Genomic DNA, 22337 nt, shown 5'->3' with positions numbered 1-22337 from the left:
TTTAAATATTAAAATCTTAATTTTAAGCAGCTTTTACACGTAACAATAAGCATCAGAAAACTTTAATTTCTTCTTCACTGAAAGAAGGCAAATTTTTGCATAATTATTTTTTATTAAAACTATGATTTCAGGATTTTTGGTATTTATTATTTTTGTGTGAGTACTATTTCATCTAACATAAGCATTGGCTTTTTATTTTTTCTTTCTCGCCAGACAGGAAGTTTCTGTTCCGGAATTAAAATGATTTTTATTTTATCAAAAACATGAAAATTAATATTGAGAAACTTGTATTCTTTGATATTAGTGGTTTGATTTTCTGTTGATTGTTTTTTTTTTTGTTCTTTGATGACTTCCCATTTTTGATTTCGAAAGCCCTTCAAAATAATTTTTTTCGGCAAAAATATCCAGTGTCTCTGATCTTCTAAACATTGAAATTGTAAAGAGTTAAAATCTATATTATTACAATCAATACTTATTTCGGCATTTTCGTCGTACCAGCCTGTCCAGTTAAGATTAATATCTTTATAACCTTTTATTCCATCATTAAGCCCTCTTTCTTTTTTAGCATTAAAATTTTGGGAAGGCTGGGTTTCAAATTTGTATTTTAGGGTTTCTCCTAAATGCTTTGTGACATTATTTTTAGCAATATAGTTCCATTGAATTCTATATTCTTCAGGGCTTAAGCCGTCTTCACTGAGTTCGTAAATTCCGAAATCGGAACCCTTTTTTACAAAATCCTGAATCCTGTTTTCCAGATTATCTCTCACAGAAAATGAGTCTCCGTTTTTTTGATACATTCTGTGAGGTTCTTTTCCATAGAACTTTGCCTGTTCAAAATAAACATATTCTAATGCTAATCTCAGTTTTAAAATTCTCTTGGCTATTACAGGCTCATCTTTGGAAATCATTTCAGCCTGACTTATTAACTGATCGTATTGATCCATTGCTTCTGGAGAGAGAAATGTGTTCCTGCTTTCTATTGGATTGGTATAAATATTCAGATAGCGGTTACTTTTTTTCTGATTTTGAATAAGTAAATCAAGATATTTTTTGACAAACGGAGAAGCATTGCCATAAAAACCATTTAGGAAATCATTTGTTACAGCTTCAACATCAGTATTGGTGTCCCAAATTATTTTTGCTAAAAGATATTGTCTCAACTCATATAAATCTCCTGCAATATCTGCATAACCCTGTACAAAGAGACCTTTGACCTTATTTTGTTCGTATAATTTATAGTTTTCGAAAGTTTGGAAAAGGAGAAAGATAATTGGTAAATTCAACCGTATAATCCCATAAATATAAATGGTCTGTAGCAGCACTCCATTTGTGGAGCGTATTCAAAAAGTCATTATTGCCTGGTGTTTCTTGGATAGCTTTTCCACGATTCATTTCAATTGGGCAAAAAAGCGTATAAATATTAGGTTTAATTTTAATGTTTTTTGGAGCCTGATAGGTGTGAAGATAAGCTAAAGTTGTTATTTTAGTTTTTGGAAATTGTACAGCAATTTTATTTAGAAAGTAATACAACGATCCTTGCGGTCCTCCATGTTTTTCATTTAAAATTTTACATTTATCACATTCACAATACACAACATCATCATTCTGGCTTATTGAAAAGAAACGGGCGTTAGTATTTTGGCTAATAATGTCAGCCATTTTTTTTGAAACAATTTTGACTACAGCATCATTGGTCATGCATAATGATGCTGGATTTCGTTTACCTTCGTACAGAGCAAAAAAGGCCGGATTTTTTTTAAAATATTCTTTGGCACTTAATAATTTATAAAAGGAATTTCCCCAAAGACCAAAATGATCGATTTGCCAATCCAGTTTGTGCCAGTCCCTAAAATTTTCATCGTAACAATCCGGATAAAACAAAGCGCGATATTCAAAAGAAGGGGTATAGATTTTATTGATGTTTTTTGGGAATGTTACTTCTTTCAGCTTCGGAATAAAACTGTCCTTTGTAGTATATTTTCTGAACCCCATGTTTCAAGTAAGGTATAAATGGCATAGCGCAACGTTTTTTCATTCGAACCAATTAGAAAGATGTTTTTTCATCGCTTTTGATGATAAATGAATCATTTTTATTTACACTTTCGGGATTAATTTCAAGAATAATTTTCGAACTATCAACGTTTTCTGATTTGTTATTTTGAATAAAAATTCGATTCTCAAAAGCCTGGTCTAAATAGCTTTTTAAAAGAACGGATGCTTTTTTTGTATAATCATTAGAAGAAACAATACTAATTTCCTGCCCTTTCGTATTTGCTAAATGTAAGGAGTTTTGAGCCATAATTTTGCAGTTTAGAAAAGATAAGAAAACAACAATGCAGAAAGTAGGAAGTTGTTTAATTTGCATTATTTAGAATTGATATTGGAACTTCAAATGAGCTCTGGTTTCATTTTTCTTACCACAAAATTAACTTCAAAGCAGGATAAAATATTGATTGATTTTCTTTTAATTTTTGCCAATTTATTACCTAAATCTAATTTCCCAGGACAATGCAAGGGTTGAAATCCAGAAATAATTGCCCTGGTCAAAAGGAATTTCCTGATGAATGATTCCGAGTTGTGCTCCCCAGGCATTTTGTTTGTTATTGGTAGAAAAATAATAAGAAACATTTAGTTTTTGGGATTGCAGATTTACAATTCGGTCATCATTTGTAAAAAAATAATTCTGATTGAGTTCCGGCGAAATTCCGGCCCCAACATTGATGCCGAAATAATTATCAGCATCACTTCTGTATTTTCGGTATGTTAAAGTACCTGAGGAACTTAATCCATTGTCTCCCGGAGTAAAATAAGGACGGAAAGACCAGTAATTATTTCCATTGTACCAGGTTACAGAACCAGTATAAATCATGGTTGTTGTATCGTATTGCAAACCTCTGAGCCCTAGCGAAACTTCAAAACTTCTGGGCAGTGATTTAAAAATTTCTGCACCGTATCTATAATCAGGAAATAAAGAAGAACCAGATACACCAAAGTTTAAGTAAGCATACATTCCTTTAGCAATTTTTGGATATAAATCAACCTCATACTGAGTTCCGTACTCCCCAAGTCTTCTGTCGATATTAACTCTCCCAATAATACTGCCGTACCTGGTTTGTCGGGCATATTTTACAGCATTATAAAACATAGGATCAAAGACATCAGAGTAAATATTGATTTCTGAAGTCACACCAATCGTATTGTTTCGGACTGTTTTTCTCAAAGCCGAATCAGATTCTTTAGTTATAGAATCATTTGGAATCTTACTGGATATCGTTTGGACCCCACCGGCAGTAGCAGTTGGGATCATTGTACTTTCCTGAGCACTTTTCTGCAAGTCCAGTATTTCAGTATCATTTGGAAATTTTTTCAGCGCTTTCTTGCATAATTTCAATGCAAGAAAGGGAAAGTCAGCCCACATTTCATTCTTAATGGCTGCTATCCATGTGGTTTTCCTGTGTGTATCTTTTCCTAAAATTTTTTGAAATTCGGTTCTTGCTTTTTTATAATCTCCATCCCAGGCATAGGTCGAAGCCAAAAATTCACGAACATCATGATAATCGGGATATTTAGTCAGGATGTGTAATAAAGTATCTTGTGCCTGCTTTCTGTTATTGTTGAAAGCCAGGTCACGAGCTGTTTTAAAAGAGACATCAGGGTCGCCAGAATATGTTTTTTCCTGTCCAGTCATTTGAAATGAAACTGAAAATAACGTTATAATGAGAAAAATATAGATTTTAGCAAAAATTTCTTTTTGTATAACAGTGCCCATTACTTATGTTGTTTTGAATTGTTGATTGATTTTTGAGATCTTTCGATCTTTATTTTGATTTCTGGATTTTTTATGCCGTTTGACAATGCTAATTCCCCTGTTTCTATAACTTTTTTATTCTGTTCAGACCACCAATAGACATCCATCAGTGCCAAATAGGCATCATCATACAAAGGCATTCTTTTGATCACAATCAGCAACTCATGTTCTGCTTTTTTATATTCACCGTCCCAACCAAATACTCGGCCTTTTAAAGTCCGTACATCTGAATAATTGGGTAATTCATTTAATATAAAATCGCATAATAAAATCGCTGTTTTGTGCTTTTTATTGAAAGCTAACTCTCTTGCTTTGAAAAACATCTGGTCGGGATTTAATCCTTTGGTTAGTTTGTCGATCTCGATTTGCTCTTCCTTAGTAAAATGAACTCCCTGCTCTTTGTTTAAATTCAATGATTTTGGAATAATTTTATCCTTCTGTGTCAAATATGCATTCAGATGTTTAAAGGTATTAAATTCACTATTAACCTTATCCAAAATAGCATCGTCACTGATTCTTTCTAGATCAAAATTATCTTTTATTTTGTACAATTCACCACTCGAATACAAATATTCTTTATACACATAATCATCAATAGTTCCCTTATTTCGGGTCAAAGGAATACCCTGATTATTCCTGAATTCTTTTGCAGTGTCAAGTCCTTGACCCATCCAGGAGGTTTGATCCAGTTTGTTGAATTTGTAATTATTAAACAAAAAGGAAACCAAACTTGGCGTTACATCCCAGTGCGAAGAAACTGATTTAAACGATTCCGTTCTTTTTAGCATTGGACTAAAAATATACAAAGGCACATGAAAACGGCATAATTTGTCTTTTTGAGGAATAGGAATCAAACGGTGGTCGCCTGTAATTATAAAGATGGTATTTTTATAATCAGGTCTTTTTGCATACGCTTCCATGTAATTTTTAATTGCATTATCAGTGTAATTCAAACAGGCAAAAATATCTTTATAAGAGCCAATTTTTCCTTTTTGCGATTTTAGATTTTCATGGGTATCAATAATAGTATCAATTTTTTTTAAGTATTCATTTTTTTCCGGAAAGTCAAAAGGTTCATGATTGGTAAGGGTTTGAATGATATCCAATCGGGGAAGTTTCATTTTGTTAGTCTCGACTAGTGCTTTCCTGAAAATTTCAGCATCAGGATAACCCCAGGAAAAGCCTCCTGCATTAGCTTTTGTTTGAGTATATTCTGAACCATAATTATTTTTGTCGATTGTATTATCAATGCCGTTTTGATCCAGAAAGTTGATTTTTCTATCAAAATTTGCATCATCTCCAGAATAGAAAGATGTGGTGTACCCATTAGCTTTTAGCACATTTATAAGGGAAAGATGTCTCGGAAACGGATTTAATTCTAAAAATCCTTTCTCACCATAAGTTAATGAACCCAATAATGAAGAAAGTACGGCAAAAGTTCTTCCACCGTTACTTAAAAAATTTTCCCAATACAATGATTTTGGGATCATCGAATCTAAGTAGGGGGTAAATCCTGCATATTCGTTTTTATCAATAAATTCGGCCCCCAAACCTTCAACAACAATAACGACAATATTTGGTTTTTCATTTGTAATATTAAAATAAGGAGCTAAAACATCGGGAGTAGATTTAAAAGGTTTCAGCATCGGATATTCCGATTTGAATTTGATGTTTTGAATGTTTTTGGCTATGTTTTTATCTCTTTCAAACCGAATAATGTCTTTGGTTAAAAACGCCAGCTTATTTTCGTACTTTGAGTCAGAGAGGTCGGGAACAAATAATTTTATAACTCCTGCGATAATTAAGAGTGTAAATATTGCTCCTAAAACGATTTGCTTTTTGCCTAGTTTTGTAAAAGCAAAATAGATTCCCAAATACAATAAAGGAATTATTATAAAGGGAAGGAAATACATAAATGAAAGAGACTCAGATGCTGTTACGGTTGTGTATATGTCTGACAGAGAGTAACCTAATAGATCTGCTCCCAGGTTGACAAGGGTTGTAGAACTATATTTTACCAATGCAAACTGAATAATTAAAATCAAAGAGAAAACTATTTTGATAAATAATACCCCAAGATGCTTTTTGATATAATTTAGTATGAAATAAAATGGACTAAAGAGCAATCCTATAAATATTCCGGTGCAAAAATCATTTGACAATTTATAGATTAATATAGTGCTGCTATTTTGGTTTGCTGAACCATTAGTAGTTGATAAAGTTTCAAATAAACTTAATAAGCAAAACATAACAATTACCGAAAAAATTAAATTGATATAGGTATAAGTATGGCTATTATTTAAAATATCTTTTAATTTTTTTATCATCATCTTTAGAAGTCTAAATTAAGTATTTATGCTTTAGTCATACCCTTTCGCGTCATATGTCCCCATTCTATTTTTTTGTAAAAATAGTAATTTATGTTTCCTTTTATTGCTGAGTATAGAATTATTGGATGAATTACAAAAGGTTCTAAAAAGGCTATTATTATTAATTTAAAACCTATTGATTTTTTTTTGTATTGATGGTAAGTAAGCTCTTCAGAGAAAATTGCAACAATTGAAAACATAACTGAAAACGTATAAGCCAGAATAATAAATGCTAATGCATAATCCCATCTTACTTCATTGAGAGCGATAAGAATCCCAAAATACAGGATACCTGCAACTTCAATAATTGGAGCCAATCTTTCAAAAACCAGCCAATACGGATAACTGACAAGTCCTAAGGATCTGTATTTGGGATTAAATGCTATTTTACGGTGTTTTCTAAGTGTTTCGATAGTTCCACGGGTCCATCTGTTTCTTTGGGATATAAATGTTTTGTAATTGTCTGGAGCTTCTGTCCAGCATAATGGATCCGGAATATAAGCAACTTTGTATTTTTCTTTGAGTTCTTCCATGTGTCTTCTCATTCGAACAATAATTTCCATATCTTCTCCAACAGTATTTGTATCGTAACCACCAACATCGATAGCTATTTTTTTATCAAATAGACCAAAAGCGCCAGATATTACCAATAGTCCGTTTAGCCTGCTCCATGCCATTCTTCCTAATAAAAAAGCCCTTAGGTATTCTAAAATTTGTCCTTGTTCCAGCCATGTTTTAGGAAAGTTTATATCGAGTAATTTACCATCGTTAACAATACAGGAATTAGCAATTCTTATCACACCTCCCGAAGCAATTACTTTAGTATCGGTTGATTCCAGAAAAGGCTTAATCATTTTTTGAAGTGCGTCTTCTAATAACAAGCAATCTACATCTATACAGGCTACATATCTGTTTTTACTCATATTTAGTCCCATATTCAAAGCATCAGCCTTTCCTCCGTTTTCTTTGTCAATTACAGTTAATTTGTCAAAAGCAGGATTTGTAGATTTATAAACACCTTTTCGTAGTGGTTTTGTTTTAATATGTTCATTGATAAGATGATCAATTTGAACCAGGTCGTAGGCTTGAATGAGCTTGCTTAAACTGTCATCTTTACTTCCGTCATTTACAATAATAACATCATAATTTACATAATGACTTGATAACAAAGACCGAACATTTTCTACAATATTCAAACTTTCATTGTAAGCAGGCGCTATAATTGAAATTGATGGAGAAAAAGTAGAGGATAGTATTTCCTTGTAATTAACAAAGCTGTTTTTTTTAATATATTCAATGGTTTCGACAGCTGAAATCATTGCTAATAGGATATAAGATGCAATAGCAAATACAGAAAATACAAGAAAAAAATAATGAATGATTGACATTAAAATTTAAACTTTACTCGATTGATACTATTCAATTAGGCTGTTAATGCTTTTTTAAATTCGGCTTCATATAATGCATATTCTTCAAAATTAATGTTTTTTAAAATTTCCATTACTAACAGCCTTATTTCAGAATTTTCGTGATGTATTTGCTCTAATATAAAAGGTTTGTCACTAGCTTCATATACATTTGCCATCATTTTAATAAAAGCAATTTGTTCTTCATGACTGCGTTCATTAAAATTGTTTTTCAAGATGTTTTTAGCTTCAAATATGTTCAAATCACTCAAGACAGAAATTGTATTGATTCTTACATCTTCGCTCTTGTGGTGCAACAGCTCAATAAGTTCTTCTTTTGCCTCAAACTGATTATAAACTTTGGCAAGTTTTAGCGTAAAGACAACCACCGAATCATTTGATGATTTCAGCCATGGTCTAATGTCTGCAATTTGTGTGTCATTATTAATTTGAAGAATTTCTAATAATTGAATCTGATCCCACTCGGATAAAGAGGTTTGTAAAACATTCAAAAAATCAAGTCCTTTAAAGGCATACAGGTAAACCAGATACAATTGCATTTCTTTACGAACTTCCTTCTTTGGATGATTGATGTTGTTCATTATTATTTTATGGACTGCCTTTATTTTGAATTGAGTAAGCTCTCTGATACCAATTGCAATAACTTCCCATTTTTTATTTCTTAGCTTTGCTAATGAGTAACGTAAAAGTCCCAGTTTTACAAAGAGTTTGTCAATTGATTCGCCCATTTCACCGGATATTTCATTTCTTAATTTCAATAATATTGAAACTATTATTTTTCTTTTAAAAGGATTGGCAATGCTTTTTTTTAATTTGTCGATGATTTTTAGCTGCTCCGTACTAAATGCTTCGTTATCATTTCCGGCATATAAATAGGTCACAAGATAGGATTCGTACTTTTCCTGATATTTATCGACTATCTTTTCATTGGCTCTTAAATAATTTCTTAAATATTTGAGGTAAAAAGCCAGTAAAAAGATGATGGTAAAAAAAATGCTACTAAAGAACCATACCAATTGAATCATTAGAGAAGTGTTTTCGAAATATCCTAAAATGTCGTTAGTATTCATGACTTGAAACTAATTAATTTTTGAAATGCTAATTCAGTATTTTTTTTATTCTTATTACTAATTCATGAGGGCTAAAAGGTTTACTCATAAAATCAGTAGCGCCCAAATCAAATGCTTTAAGCACTATTTCTTCTTGCCCGGCTGCCGAAAAAACAATAATTGGTGTTTGTAAATTCAATTTGTTTCTTACATGACTTATTACTTCCAGTCCGCTAACATAGGGCATCATAATATCTGTTAAGACTAATTCCGGACGATATTCTTCTATTAATGTAATTGCCTGTTTGCCGTCTATAGCTATTAAAAGTTCGTACCCTTCTTTTTCTAATCTAACTTTCAATAACAATGAGAGTACTGAATTGTCTTCGGCTAAAACTATTTTTTTAGAGCTGTTCATTTTGTTATGAGTATTAAACCAGGTTTGTAAATTAGTTTCAAAAATTACAATGAAATTTATTTGTAGTTTTAAATAGACCAGTCTTATCTAATAAATTAATTTATTTATTATCTATACAAACTAAATGAGGAAAACGTTATTTTCTTTAAAAAATAAATTTGGAAGAAATTATATAAACCAAATATAATCTATTTTTATTTAAAAATATCCGATAAAGTGCTAAAAAACAACGTTATAATGCATTTTTTATTTTTAAAACAAGTTTGTTATAACGATATAACAATGAGTTTTTGATTTAGAAAACGTTAATTTCCAAATCAGTTTTTTTAATAAAATAAATACAGGGATAGTTTTTTTGATTATGAAGAGCAGCAAAGCCTGAACATTTCGAAAAATAACTGTAATTCGTAATAAAGTTATTTTCAAAATATTCTTTAATGAAATTCAGGAACGTTAAGTTTTATATTCTTTAATAAGTTTTCTAAATATCAGGGATTGAGTTAAAAACCTTCGAAAACACCTAGGCCAAATAAGGCAAAATCATATTTTACAGGATCAGAGGAATCCATTTTGCGGAGCTTATGGTCTAATTCGGCCAGGGCTTTTGCGTCATTTTGCTTTCGATTAAGTAATCCTAATTTACGTGCTACATTTCCCGAATGGACATCTAAAGGACAAGACAATAAAGAGGGAGGAATGCTCTTCCAGATTCCTAAATCAACTCCTTTTGTATCTTGACGGACCATCCATCGTAAGTACATATTGATGCGTTTTGCTGCCGAATTATTAAGAGGATCCGAAACGTGTTTTTTTGTTCTTGGCAGATGGTCAATTTCAAAAAATATTTTTTTGAATTCATGAATACTTTTTTGCAGGCTATCCTCTTCCTGATGTTTTGCAAAAACGGTTTCTAATCCATTGTGATTTTTATAGATATGCTGTAATCCTTTGATAAAACCTGCAAAATCTTTTCCGTTAAACGTACGATGAACAAAATTTTCTAAGCGTTCTAAATCCGAATCAGAATGTGACATTATAAAATCGTAAGGTGTATTGCCCATTAAATTCATCATCTGATGAGCATTTTTGATGATCATTTTTCGATTTCCCCAGGCAATCGTTGCACTTAAAAATCCTGCGATTTCAATATCTTCTTTTTGGTTAAAAAGATGCGGAATCTGAACGGGATCGCTTTCTATAAAGTCGAGATTATTATACTGTATGACTTTTTCGTCAAGAAATTCTTTGAGTTCTTTTTGGGTCATGTTTAAAATGAATGTTTTGTTATTCTGATGCCTAGCCCAGATTGGAGTGGCATCCTTTTATGGCGGGGTTCGCCAAAAAAGATAAAGCGTACAGCTGGAAACTGCTCCTAATTACTAATCTGTCCATCGACCATGACCAATTTTCTGTCGGCCATATTTGCCAGTTCCTCATTATGTGTTACGATGACAAATGTTTGTCCGAACTCGTCACGAAGCTGAAAAAACAATTGATGTAAATTTTCGGCAGAGTGGGTATCCAGGTTTCCGGAAGGTTCATCCGCAAAAATTACATCTGGTTTGTTAATTAAGGCCCTTGCTACAGCAACACGCTGCTGTTCTCCACCTGAGAGTTCGCTGGGTTTGTGATTAATTCTGTGAGATAATCCTAAATAGTCAAGTAGTTTTTTAGCTTCTGCTTCTGTTTCAGAGGGTTTTTTACCTGCAATATACGCTGGAATGCATACGTTTTCCAGAGCTGTAAACTCAGGTAAAAGCTGATGAAACTGAAATATAAAACCTAAATTGAGATTTCTGAATTTTGATAAAGCTTTATCGTTGAGTCCTAAAATGTTTGCTCCGTTTATGGTAAGAGAGGTTTCTGCATTTGTTTTTTCTGGTTTGTCTAAAGTTCCTAAAATGTGCAGTAAAGTGGTTTTTCCGGCTCCTGAGGCACCAACAATTGAAACAATTTCCCCTTTTTGAATATGTAGATCAACTCCTTTTAAAACTTCAAGCTTATCGTAGAATTTATGTATGTTTTTTGCGTGTATCATTTGGAAACTGTTTTTACAAAGAAACAAAGATTCTGCCGATATTGAAATGTGTCGTAACAGAATTTTATGAATCTGATTTATCGGCATGTTTATTGACGTGGGAATTTAGAAATTAATTGAATTAATAAAATAATTTATAGTGGTTAAATTATTTTTAATTTTAGTTGTAATTTAAAAGTCACATTATGCAGGATTTAAAGGTTGTTGAAGATAACAGAATACAGAAATTAATAATTGGGTTAGTTCTGGATGGAATTGGTACAATTTCATTTTCGATTCCGCTTTTAGGAGAGTTTTCAGATGTAATCTGGGCACCGATTGCAGCTTTAATCATGTCCAGAATGTACAAAGGCAGAGTAGGGCGGATAGCAGGTATTTTGACTTTTGTAGAAGAGATACTTCCGTTTACCGATGTGATTCCGTCTTTTACGATTACATGGATTTATACTTATTTCTTTCAGAAACAAAAAGAATGATAATAATAAATGGCAGCTATTAAGCTGCCATTTATGTTAAAAACTAAAAAACAAACTTAAACTTATTGAACTACAATCTTTTTGCTATGTAAAACTTTTTTTGTTTCCGGGTCAGAAACTTTTATAATAAAAACGCCTTTTGATTTTAAATTGATGTTTTCCTGAGTTTTTCCGGTAATGATTCTTCTTAGTACTTCTTTGCCTAAAATATCAAATACTTTAAGTTCTGCATTGTTGCCGTCATTTTCCATCAAAACAGAAAATGAACCGTTATTTGGTACAGGCCAAACCGTAAATGCGGTGCTTTCTTTATTTGTTTTTTCTGTGGACAAGTTAGAGCTATACCCGCTAACGATATTAACTGTGCGTGTCATAATTGCTCCTTCATTATCAGTAACAGTAAAGTCAAAAGAACATAAACCAGTTGCGTTTGGGGTAAATCCTGCAATATTTCCATTAAGAGTAACATTTCCGTTAACAGGATTAGACAGCGAATAGTTAACTCCGTTTGTAAAACCTCTTGATATTTTCTGTAAATGAACATCGACTTTATTTCCTGTTGGAGAATCGTAATGAGGAAGAGACATCCATTGTAAATATTTGTCTAAATTGGTATATCCGTCTAAGTCTGTATCAGCATTACTATCTGAAAAATCTCCTGTACCTGAATTTGTATTTGTACCTATAATTGTTTCCCACCAATTCGGTAATCCGTCCTGATCTGTATCCCAGTTTGCGTCTCTGACAATTTCAGGGTATGTTTCGTATCCGCCAACATCAGATTCGTTATCCGGGAATCCTGGTTTGTTGGTTACACTTCCTCTGTATGTGTAAGTTCCGTTTAATGTCTCTGTGATGATTCTTTCATCATGCTCATCAAATTCAGGTTGAATGCATCCAACATCTGATAAAACAATTTTATAGGCGGTTTTTGCAGATTGTGTAGTTACGTATGAAGGAAAAAATGGTGTGTTGACAAAATTGTCAAAAGTATTGGTTGCTCCGTTTTTATAAGTAGATCTTCTTCCGATTGTTTGATTGCTTTCGTCAAAATAGCCAGGCATAACATTTCCATTAAAATAACATTGTTGCATTCCTTTTCCGGTATTTTCGTTATCCGCACTAAATGCAACAAATATTTTGGAACCGGCACCAGGCTTGTAATAATTGTTTACAAAATTGACTTCTTTGGTTCCTCCATCAGTTGTTCTTCCTCCCCAATTATAAACTACATTATTAGTTATGTCCATTCTGTCGGAATAAAAACCATTGCCATCTAATCCGCCTCCTAAACTCCAATTACGGCCATAATTATGTGCCAATAAGTTATGATGAAAACTTCCAATATCACCACCGATGGTTGCTGCATAACCATGTTCAGTACCAGCAGGATAATTTTCATGCCCTGCAGCATTTAATGCTTCAGATATTAAGGTTCTTTGTAATGTGATATTTTTTCCTGAACGCGAACTAAAAGCCTCGTCAATTGTCCAGCTGATGGAACAATGATCAATGATACTATTATCAGCACCGGTTAATCCCATTCCATCAAAAGTGGATCCTCCTCCTAATCGAACTCTTATATTTTGAACGATAGCATCATTTCCTGTTATTCCGAAAGGTGCTGTGCGAATACAAATTCCTTTTCCCGGAGCCGTTTGCCCGGCAATAGTTACATAAGGCTGACTTGAAACCAAACGAGAATTAAGCTTAATGATTCCAGATGTATTAAAAACAATGGTCCTCGGCCCAATATCGTTAGTAACAGCTTCACGTAAACTTCCTGGGCCACTGTCATTTAAATTGGTAACGGTAACAACTTTTCCGCCTCTTCCACCACGGGCAAAGCGTCCATAACCTTCAGCGCCCGGAAAAGCGAGTTGAGCAGGACGAAATCTCCAGATGTTACCTTTTGTGATTTCATTATTCGCTAAAACTTCATCTACCCTCCAATAGTATGTCTCACCTGTATATAATCCGTTTGCCTGGAAAGAAGTATTTGCTTTGAGTTGATTACCTTTAAATTCAGGTGAAGATGTATTAGCGGCTTCCAATGCTGCTAAATTAGTTCCAAAATAGATATTATGTGATACAGCATTAATGGCAGATGTCCATGTTAATGTTTTATTGCCTGAACTTAATTCTACGTGTTCATCATTATGTTTAGGAGCAGGATTTGTAGCCTGATTAAAAATATTAGGCGTGTTTAATTCAAATCCGTTTAGCATTACATTTTTGTAAGTTTCACTACCAGATCTTTCGGCAGCAAAAAGAATAATTACATCTTTTCCTGTAGTTGCCTGAAAGGTTAAATAAGCCGATTTTGCATCTGCTGTTTTGACTGCTCTCACGCTTGGAATTAAATTATTGATTACTAAATTGCCATCTACCGATATATCAATCGGACTAAAAGTATAAACGGGGCTATCTACTGCATTCAAAAAAGCGAGCAGGGTATGGGTTCCTGTTTCTAAACCACTAATTTTTACTTCTATTTGGCCACCTTCATTTGCAGTACCATTTTTTACAGTAACTCCATCACAGACTAATCTGGCATAATAAGGTGATGAAATTCCGGCTTTGTACCAATTGGTTCCTAATATGTCTCCTTTGTCTCCTACACGAGTTAGTGTAAATGTTACTCCGTTTACAGTTTTAGTGTCTGAATTTGTTGTAATTACCCAAGGAGTATAGTCTGGTTCGCCTACTTCAGTTGTTTGTCTGCCTGATTGATCAAAATCGATTTTCACTACCGGATTTTGAGCAAATATTTTTGTCATAGACATTGTAAGGCATACAATTGCCATTACAAATTTCATTGTATTGTTGAACATTATGATTGGTTGGTTTAAGTTAGTAAAGAATTAAATCTTCATCGTAAAGTTTTAAAATACTTGAAATAAAACTGTCCTGTCCCATCCTGTTCTGGTAATGTGTTTTGTATGATATAGTCATTATTTTTTAATATAATGCATGTTTTATATTAAAAAACCAAGGATATTCTTTGGATTTGGTGTGAATACAGACAGGTAATGTTCTTTTTTTAAAACTACAACTGTTCTGTGTCTAAAGAAGAATAATAGTACAGATGAGTCAATAAAAACAAGTTTATACAGATAACTATTTTAGTTTGGTGGCAAGTAGCAAGTAGTCAGATTGAACTATAGCGTGAAAAAATTAATCTTTAAATAAAAAACCAAGCCCCATACTCTTAAGCATTTTCTTTTCGAAGTTCCAAAAAAAACGAAATTGTCCAAATAAAGTTCCTATAGCAACTAGCAGAATTTGATAAATAGGAAAAATAATTAATAGTCGAATTAAAGTAAACCAGCCCCCAAAATCTTCTTTAGTTATATTTAATAATTCACAAAAAGGTCTGGACAGCCAGGCAGATGCCGATCCGGTGATGGCAAATACGATAAATATAATAACAAGTTGAAAATTTGAGGTAATGCCCCAACGTTGCTTTAATCTGTTCATTATTTGTTTGTAGTGATTACAAATATACTAACATTATCGTTGTGGTACATATCCGGCGAGCTTTTGTTTGAAAGTATTTTGAAAATAAATCATATAGTTATATATCAGGTAGTTTACTTCGTACCCATACTTTATATGTGGCTGATAATCGATAGTCATTTCATATAAATTCGGATTGTATCGCTGAGGCTGTAAAACACGGCTGTTCCATCCTGTTACATACATCAGGTTTTTATTTTCCAGATAAGCTAATGAATAATAATTTCTTGGTAATGCCTGAGAGGCAAGCCAGAAGCTAAATCCGTTATCAATAATAATAACTTCATATTCTAAAGAATCATTTGCAATCCGAACGGTATCGTTTACTGCTATTTGTGATGTAGGACCGTCTATAACAGTCTTATTCTTAGAAGATGATGAACAGGCAATTACTGTAAATAAAACTCCGAGTATGTAAATTAAACTTTTCATAATTTAAAATTACGAAAAAATAAGAAGACGTTTTTATTATTTAACAAAAGCCATTTGCAGTTAAGTAAACGGCTTTTGTTTATTAAATCTATTTTTTGAACAGCCTTCCAAAGAAGCCGCTAAGACCACCACTTTTAGCAATCACCATAACATCACCAACATCTAATTTTCCGTCAGCGTTTTGATCCAGGCCAAATTGTACTCCATATTTTGAAATCGTATCCATGATATTTGTAGCCTGACCACTGTTTCCGGAAATGGCATTTACAATATCAGAAATTTGAAAACTTCCGTCTTTTGGGTCTCTTGCCTTGTTAACCAAAGAATTTAAAACTTGCGGAATAAGGCTTCCTGCAACATTTGAAGAGGTGTCAGTGTTTAAACCAAATTTTTCACCAAGGTTTCCAGATAATTGTTGCGTTAGTTGCTGTACTACAGGATTTGAACTGTCAATTGTTTTTTCCTGAAATAAACCAGCTAATTGTTCAACACCTCCTTCAGAAGCTATTTTTTGTAATCCTGAAAAAATAGAGTTTCCTGTTTCTTTTATTATTTCTTGATTATGCTCATTTGGAACGGCATTATTTTTAACAACAGCTTCTTCTCCGAATTGTTGTACTAACTGAGTTAATTGGTCTAACATGATTCAAGGTTTTTAGATTAGACTCAAATTTAATAAAAAAAGAAAGGGGATTTATTAAGCAATGTTAATAAATCCCCTCAAAATTATTTAGTTATAATGAATTAACTTAATAAAGTAATAATTTGTGAAGCTAACTCAGTACCAATTCTGTCCTGAGCTTCTCCTGTTGCAGCTCCTATGTGAGGAGTCAATGAAATTTTAGAGTGCATTAAAATAGCCATTTCAGGTTTTGGTTCGTTTTCAAAAACGTCTAATCCTGCAAATGCTACTTTTCCTGAATCTAAAGCTTTTACAAGAGCTACTTCATCAATAACACCTCCACGAGCACAGTTTACGATTCCAACACCATCTTTCATGATTTCAAATTCTTTTTCACCAATGATGTAACCATCCTGAGCAGGAACGTGTAATGTAATGAAGTCTGATTCTTTTAATAATGATTCCAATGATTGAGGAACGATCGTAGTCGTAATAGACTGACCATCAAAAAACTCAACTTTTACATCAACTGAAGGAATATAACCATCAGCAGCAATAACTTTCATACCTAAACCAAGAGCCATTTTTGCTGTAGCCTGACCAATACGGCCAATACCAACAATACCTAAAGTTTTACCTCTTAATTCAGTTCCATTTGCGTAGGCTTTTTTCAAACCGTCAAAGTTTGAATCACCTTCCAAAGGCATATTTCTGTTAGAATCATGTAAAAAACGAACACCAGAAAGTAAGTGTCCAAATACCAATTCAGCAACAGATTCTGATGAAGAAGCAGGGGTGTTAATTACGTGAATTCCTTTACTTTTAGCATAATCAACATCGATATTATCCATACCAACACCACCACGTCCGATGATTTTGATACCAGGACAAGCATCAATAATATCTTTACGTACTTTGGTTGCACTACGCACCAAAACTACGCTTACATTATTTTCGTTAACAAAATTAGCAACTTGTTCCTGAGCTACTTTTGTAGTGATAACTTCAAATCCACCTTTCTCTAAAGCTAGAATTCCACTTTTAGAAATTCCGTCATTCGCTAATACTTTCATTTTAGTTTATGTCTTTGCGAGGAACAAAGCAATCTCGTCCTCAAATTAATTTTCTTTTTTTTTGTTTAGAAGCTAATTCCCGCTATTCATTTCAATCTTTTATGTTTTAAAGAAAAACATAAAAGGATTTCCATTTCTATCGGGGCTAGGGCTCTGGTATTCAATTGATATTTTTCAGGAACTAAACTTTAGTTTCCAAAGCTTTCATTACATCAACTAAAACCTGAACACTTTCGATAGGCATAGCGTTGTAAATAGAAGCTCTGTAACCACCCACAGAACGGTGGCCAGGTAATCCTGAAACTCCTGCTTCTTTCCATAGTTTGTCAAAGGTTTCAGTGTGATCAGCATTGTTTAATAAGAATGTCACATTCATATTCGAACGGTCTTCAACAGCTGCAGCACCTTTAAATAATGGATTTCTGTCGATTTCAGTATATAATAAAGAAGCTTTTGCATCATTTAATTTTTCAACAGCAGCAACTCCGCCTTGAGCTTTAATCCATTGCATAGTCAATAATGAAACGTAAACAGAAAAAACAGGAGGTGTATTGTACATACTTTCTGCTTTGATGTGTTTAGTATAGTCTAACATACTAGGGATTGCTCTTCCGTTTTTGCCTAAAATTTCTTCTTTCACTACTACAAGTGTAGTTCCTGCAGGGCCCATATTTTTTTGAGCTCCGGCATAGATTAAATCAAATTTAGAAAAATCTAAATCGCGTGAAAAAATATCAGAACTCATATCGCAAACAACCGGAATGTTGGTTGTAGGGAATTCTTTCATTTGAGTTCCAAAAATAGTGTTGTTGCTGGTACAGTGAAAATAATCTGCATCAGCCGGTATTTGGTATCCTTTTGGGATATGGTTATAATTTTCTTCTTTTGAAGAGCCTACAATAACAGTTTCTCCAAAAAATTTAGCTTCTTTAATGGCTGCTGTCGCCCATGTTCCTGAATCTAAATAAGCTGCTTTTCCGTTCTCTTTCATCAGGTTGTAAGGAGCCATTAAAAATGCTGTACTTGCTCCACCCTGTAAAAACAAAGCCTGATATCCTTTGCCTGTAAGGCCTAATAAGTCTAAAGCCAATGCGCGGGCTTCATCCATAACAGCAACGAAATCCTTGCTTCGGTGCGAAATTTCAAGAATTGATAATCCTGAATTATTAAAATCTAAAACTGCTTTTGATGCTTTTTCAAAAACTTCCTGAGGTAAAATACTTGGTCCTGCGCTGTAGTTGTGTTTTTTCATGGTATAGTTAAAAGTCCAAATTTTAAAAACGCAAATTTCGGGAATACGAGCCGAAAAACCGTTAAATTATTCGCAATAATTATAAATTTTTAACCTATGTTATTAACAAAAACGATATAGTATCAATATTGTCTGCGTAATCCCATAATTCCGGAGTCTGGGTTTTGCCAAAAGAAATACTGTTTTTAATCAGATTATTGCTTACAATGCATTGAATTTGCTCAGCATCAGCTTCGAGACGGTTTTGTAAATCTTCTATGGTTTCATAAAATTCATAAAAAACGCTGGAAATAGGAGAAGCATAACTGGAATCTTCTTTTATGGTCAAAAATCCATTGTCCAGTAATTTGAAATTACTCATCAAAAAAACAGCTTTATTGTAGTCATAATTATTAGCATATTTTTCGTAATGAATAACATCCTGATATTTAAAAATAGCTTCAAAAAAAGTATCAAATTTGTAATCTTTCGGAACAAAAAGTTTAGATACATTGCGGCATCCCAAACCAAAATAGCGAAAAATATCTTCACCTAAAGCTTCTAAATCTTCTTTTGTTTCCCGACCGTTTAAAACAGCAACAGAATTTCTGTTTTTACGAATAATGGATGGTTTGTCATTAAAATAATATTCAAAATAACGTGCTGTATTATTGCTTCCGGTCGCGATTACGGTGTCAAAATTTTCTAATTTTCCTTCCACGAAAGTGATCTTATCTTTTAAACTTTCATCAGTAAAAATTAAGTATTTGGCTAAAAACGGCAGTAAATGCTGATCATTTGAAGAAGTTTTAATCAAAGCTTTATTTCCTGTAATCAAAACCGATAAAAAATCGTGAAAGCCAACTAATGGAATATTTCCGGCTAAAATTAAGGCAACAGTTTTTTCTTTTCTGTTGTTTTGAGAAAACTCAGATTCGTAGTTAGAAAGCCATTTATCAAGGTTTTCTTCTGTAAGGGCATCAGACCACGATTTTATTGCAAAAGATACTTGTTCAGGAGTGTACCATCCGTTATGTGACTGCGAAAGCTGAATAAGTTTTATAAAATCTTCAAAAAACAAATCATTACCTAAAACCGATTCATTACGGGTATTTCCTTCTTCTGAAAACTGACTCAAAAACCGGCCCAGTGCTATAAAAGATTGTTTTTTTTCGTTTTGTAACATAAGTAATTTGTTTATGAAAGGTTTTGATTGTAATTTTGCACAAAAATAAGCTATATTAAGTTATAAGGCAAAGCAGAATAAAATGTTTGGCATTTTTTGTAAAATCTTATAATTTTTAACCCGTAACCAAGAATAAAATGGCAATAATTATAACCGATGAATGCATCAATTGTGGGGCTTGTGAACCAGAGTGCCCAAATACAGCAATTTATGAAGGAGCTGATGATTGGAGATATAAAGACGGAACAAGTCTTTCAGGAAAAGTAATTTTACCAGACGGAACTGAAGTTGATGCAGATGATGCGCAAACTCCAATTTCTGATGAAGTATACTATATCGTTCCTGGAAAATGTACAGAATGTAAAGGTTTTCATGATGAACCACAATGTGCTGCAGTATGTCCGGTTGATTGTTGTGTGCCAGACGATAATCACGTAGAAGATGAAGAAACCTTGTTGAACAGACAGGCGTTTTTACACGGAGAATAATATTTAGCATTAAGAATGTAAAATCCTGATTTTTAAAAACTCAGGATTTTTTTTTATTCCAAATTTTCTTATTTTGAAAAACATTACTCCTTTGATTTTTAATGTTTTATTTTTAAAATGTTAATTTATTAATCAAAAATTAATACTTTCGTTGAAAATTTAATAAACTCATGAGCAGATTAGTACTATTATTAGTTCTTTTTTTAAATTTAAATGCCTTTGCACAGGAACAAGAGTATTCTATAATTGTAAAAGATATAGAAACGTTAATGCCTATAGAAAACGCAACGGTACTTATTATGAAAACGAAGCAGACTTTGATTACTAATAAGGACGGAAAAGTAACTTTTCTGTTAAATGGAGCTTCTAATGTTCAGGTTTCTGATACGGATTATGAAAAACTGACACTTCGATGGGCTTCTTTAAAAGAAGACCAATTTGTAGTTTATTTAAAAAGCAGCCATAATAAACTGGATGAAATCGTAGTTTCAAATGAAAACCCTCAAAAAACACTTCAAAAAATTGTTTCTAATTCAAGGCAAAAATTAGCCTCTTCTTATCGGTTAAAAGTATACGTAAGAGAGTTTTTTATGTTAAATAATAAATACTCTTATTATAATGACGGACTGGTAAATTTTCAATTTTCTGTTAGCCAGAAAAAAGCAACTACTACGTTACTGGTAGAGCAAAACAGGTCTTACGGGTTGTTGGAAAAAGATATCAGCGCCGATTTAATGGGCTATAATTTGAATAATATTATGGAAAATTATTCCAATTTAAAGTATTTCGATCCGCTTTTGGATTCGAAAACAAAAAAGGAGTATAGTTTTACAACCAAAGGACATCCCAATAATAAGAACTATTATATAATGTCAGTAACTCCGTTGGATAATTCAAAAACTGCCTTGGATACCTACGAAATTATTTACGATCCTGAAAAAAAACTGATTGTAGAATTTAGTGTTATTATAGTACCTGCTAATCTTGCTGAAATTCAGGAGAATGAACAAATTGGTTCTCAAAACATCACAAAATCGTCTGTAAGGGTTAATTACAGGATAGATGGTTTAGACTATTATCTATTGACTGCAAATGAAGAAATAGGGTATGATTTGGTTTTAAAAGAGGAGATAAAAAATATTCAGGTTAGGAATAGTTTTATAACAACCAATTTCAACAGACAAAATTTTACGTATAAAGAAAGTGATGTTTTTAAAGAAAAATCACTTTTTAATAAAAAAAATAAAGTCCTGACTAAGTATTGGGATATATCCGGATTCACTGCTACTGATGAAGAAAAAGGAATTATTGATTCATTAGAATTTAAACTTTAATTCCTTACAAATAAATAAAAGAATCCTGAGCTTTTAAAACTCAGGATTTTTTTATTTTATTTTTTTTGCGACAATTACGTAAGTATCGTAAGCATAAGTTTTTCGGTTAATAATTTTTATTATTTGGAAATGATTTAAATATAAAAAAAGCTGAATTTCATTGAGTGTGAAAACCCGAACAGTAGAAAAATCATTCTCAATAATTTCTTTTGTCCCATTTATGAAAGTATAATATTGTGCTGTCCATTCCAACATGAAATTTTCCAGAGTGTTTTTGGTGTCCCAATGACTCTCTCTGATGTAATTGATGTTTTCATGTGTTGCTTCATGAATTATAACAGGATTTTCTTTTGTAAAAGGAATAAATCGATTAGCATCAATAAAATCGAAAATTATTATTCCATCCTCATTTAGGTTTTTATAAATAGATTCAAAAGCTCTATTAATATCATCGTTGGTGATTAGGTAACTCGTAGATCTTCCAGTAATTAAAATAGAATCTACAGTTTTTTCCAGTTTAAAATCCCTCATGTCTCCTTGTATAAAAGAACAATTTTTGTTCCGCTCTTTGGCGATTGCAATCATATCATCGCTGTAATCAAGACCTTTGTAATTCTGTTTATTTTCTTCAAATCGTTTTGCGAGATTTCCGGTTCCGCTTCCTATTTCAAGAATGCTGGAAGCTTTATTTTCCTGAATCAAATTGTTGTAAAAAGCATATTCTTCATCATAATCAACAAAAGTCTGGTACATCGCATCGTATATCGCAGCCATTTTTCCATCATATAAATTTGCCATAACTCTAAGTTTTTAATATAAAATTATAAAAAAAAGGGCTGTCAGAAGACAACCCCTTTAAAATATTTT

The 22337-nt window shown here is 32.6% G+C and carries 19 protein-coding genes and 1 pseudogene; 3 read left to right on the top strand and 17 right to left on the bottom strand.

All coding sequences use genetic code 11. The features are described from left to right. Positions 1–146: 146 nt before the first annotated feature. The 9 genes and pseudogenes from BXU10_RS25825 to BXU10_RS22135 all read right to left on the bottom strand — a co-directional run bounded on the left by BXU10_RS25825 (position 147) and on the right by BXU10_RS22135 (position 11109). Positions 147–1992 (bottom strand): annotated as a pseudogene (locus BXU10_RS25825) (DUF4838 domain-containing protein). 52 nt (positions 1993–2044) lie between these two features. Beyond that, positions 2045–2299: a hypothetical protein gene (locus BXU10_RS22170; RefSeq protein WP_123922082.1), complete on the bottom strand. Its 255-nt coding sequence runs from the start codon at positions 2297–2299 to the stop codon at positions 2045–2047. Positions 2300–2482: 183 nt separating this feature from the next. Continuing rightward, a complete protein-coding gene (locus tag BXU10_RS22165; RefSeq protein ID WP_223255535.1) occupies positions 2483–3769 on the bottom strand; it encodes a YaiO family outer membrane beta-barrel protein in 1287 nt (428 codons plus the stop codon). Further along, positions 3769–6138, bottom strand: a complete 2370-nt coding sequence (locus BXU10_RS22160) for an alkaline phosphatase family protein (RefSeq protein WP_078229648.1) — start codon at positions 6136–6138, stop codon at positions 3769–3771. Before BXU10_RS22160 ends, BXU10_RS22165 begins: the two co-directional genes overlap by 1 nt. Before the next feature lie 23 nt (positions 6139–6161). Next, positions 6162–7565: a glycosyltransferase gene (locus BXU10_RS22155; protein ID WP_078229647.1), complete on the bottom strand. Its 1404-nt coding sequence runs from the start codon at positions 7563–7565 to the stop codon at positions 6162–6164. Positions 7566–7600: 35 nt separating this feature from the next. Continuing rightward, positions 7601–8674, bottom strand: a complete 1074-nt coding sequence (locus tag BXU10_RS22150) for a HEAT repeat domain-containing protein (protein ID WP_078229646.1) — start codon at positions 8672–8674, stop codon at positions 7601–7603. Between the two features lie 28 nt (positions 8675–8702). After that, a complete protein-coding gene (locus tag BXU10_RS22145) occupies positions 8703–9071 on the bottom strand; it encodes a response regulator transcription factor (RefSeq protein ID WP_031454892.1) in 369 nt (122 codons plus the stop codon). A gap of 500 nt (positions 9072–9571) precedes the next feature. After that, complete coding sequence (locus tag BXU10_RS22140; protein WP_078229645.1) at positions 9572–10336, bottom strand: TIGR02757 family protein; 765 nt, start codon at positions 10334–10336, stop codon at positions 9572–9574. A 107-nt stretch (positions 10337–10443) separates the two neighbouring features. Beyond that, positions 10444–11109, bottom strand: a complete 666-nt coding sequence (locus BXU10_RS22135; protein ID WP_078229644.1) for an ABC transporter ATP-binding protein — start codon at positions 11107–11109, stop codon at positions 10444–10446. A gap of 185 nt (positions 11110–11294) precedes the next feature. Between BXU10_RS22135 and BXU10_RS22130 the strand changes: the two genes are divergently transcribed. Beyond that, positions 11295–11585, top strand: coding sequence for a hypothetical protein (locus tag BXU10_RS22130; protein ID WP_078229643.1), 291 nt, complete (start codon positions 11295–11297; stop codon positions 11583–11585). A 62-nt stretch (positions 11586–11647) separates the two neighbouring features. Here BXU10_RS22130 and BXU10_RS22125 read toward each other — a convergent pair whose 3' ends face one another. The 7 genes from BXU10_RS22125 to BXU10_RS22095 all read right to left on the bottom strand — a co-directional run bounded on the left by BXU10_RS22125 (position 11648) and on the right by BXU10_RS22095 (position 19648). Next, entirely contained in the window at positions 11648–14365 is a 2718-nt protein-coding gene (locus BXU10_RS22125; protein ID WP_223255534.1) for a T9SS type A sorting domain-containing protein, read from the bottom strand. A gap of 397 nt (positions 14366–14762) precedes the next feature. After that, positions 14763–15065 carry a DUF6787 family protein gene (locus BXU10_RS22120; RefSeq protein ID WP_031454887.1) on the bottom strand — a complete coding sequence of 101 codons (303 nt, stop codon included), beginning with the start codon at positions 15063–15065 and terminating at the stop codon, positions 14763–14765. Between the two features lie 33 nt (positions 15066–15098). Further along, complete coding sequence (locus BXU10_RS22115; protein ID WP_078229642.1) at positions 15099–15536, bottom strand: DUF6146 family protein; 438 nt, start codon at positions 15534–15536, stop codon at positions 15099–15101. An 88-nt stretch (positions 15537–15624) separates the two neighbouring features. Then, positions 15625–16179, bottom strand: a complete 555-nt coding sequence (locus BXU10_RS22110; RefSeq protein WP_078229641.1) for a DUF937 domain-containing protein — start codon at positions 16177–16179, stop codon at positions 15625–15627. Between the two features lie 101 nt (positions 16180–16280). After that, the gene (locus tag BXU10_RS22105; protein ID WP_078229640.1) at positions 16281–17231 is read right to left on the bottom strand and encodes a D-2-hydroxyacid dehydrogenase; all 951 of its coding nucleotides are present in this window, start codon (positions 17229–17231) and stop codon (positions 16281–16283) included. A 181-nt stretch (positions 17232–17412) separates the two neighbouring features. Then, entirely contained in the window at positions 17413–18483 is a 1071-nt protein-coding gene (gene serC / locus BXU10_RS22100) for a 3-phosphoserine/phosphohydroxythreonine transaminase (protein ID WP_078229639.1), read from the bottom strand. Between the two features lie 94 nt (positions 18484–18577). Next, positions 18578–19648 carry an acyl-CoA reductase gene (locus BXU10_RS22095; RefSeq protein ID WP_078229638.1) on the bottom strand — a complete coding sequence of 357 codons (1071 nt, stop codon included), beginning with the start codon at positions 19646–19648 and terminating at the stop codon, positions 18578–18580. A 137-nt stretch (positions 19649–19785) separates the two neighbouring features. On the opposite strand from BXU10_RS22095, the gene BXU10_RS22090 reads away from it, so the two are divergent. Next, positions 19786–20136, top strand: coding sequence for a 4Fe-4S dicluster domain-containing protein (locus BXU10_RS22090; protein ID WP_031454881.1), 351 nt, complete (start codon positions 19786–19788; stop codon positions 20134–20136). Positions 20137–20306: 170 nt separating this feature from the next. After that, entirely contained in the window at positions 20307–21470 is a 1164-nt protein-coding gene (locus BXU10_RS22085; RefSeq protein WP_078229637.1) for a hypothetical protein, read from the top strand. Between the two features lie 51 nt (positions 21471–21521). Here BXU10_RS22085 and BXU10_RS22080 read toward each other — a convergent pair whose 3' ends face one another. Further along, entirely contained in the window at positions 21522–22268 is a 747-nt protein-coding gene (locus BXU10_RS22080; protein ID WP_078229636.1) for a class I SAM-dependent methyltransferase, read from the bottom strand. Positions 22269–22337 lie beyond the last annotated feature (69 nt).

Origin of the sequence: Flavobacterium sp. LM4, assembly GCF_002017935.1 — a bacterium.
GTDB classification, from domain to species: domain Bacteria; phylum Bacteroidota; class Bacteroidia; order Flavobacteriales; family Flavobacteriaceae; genus Flavobacterium; species Flavobacterium chungangense.
Note: the sequence above shows the minus strand (reverse complement) of the source record. Positions and strands in the feature narration are given on the sequence as shown.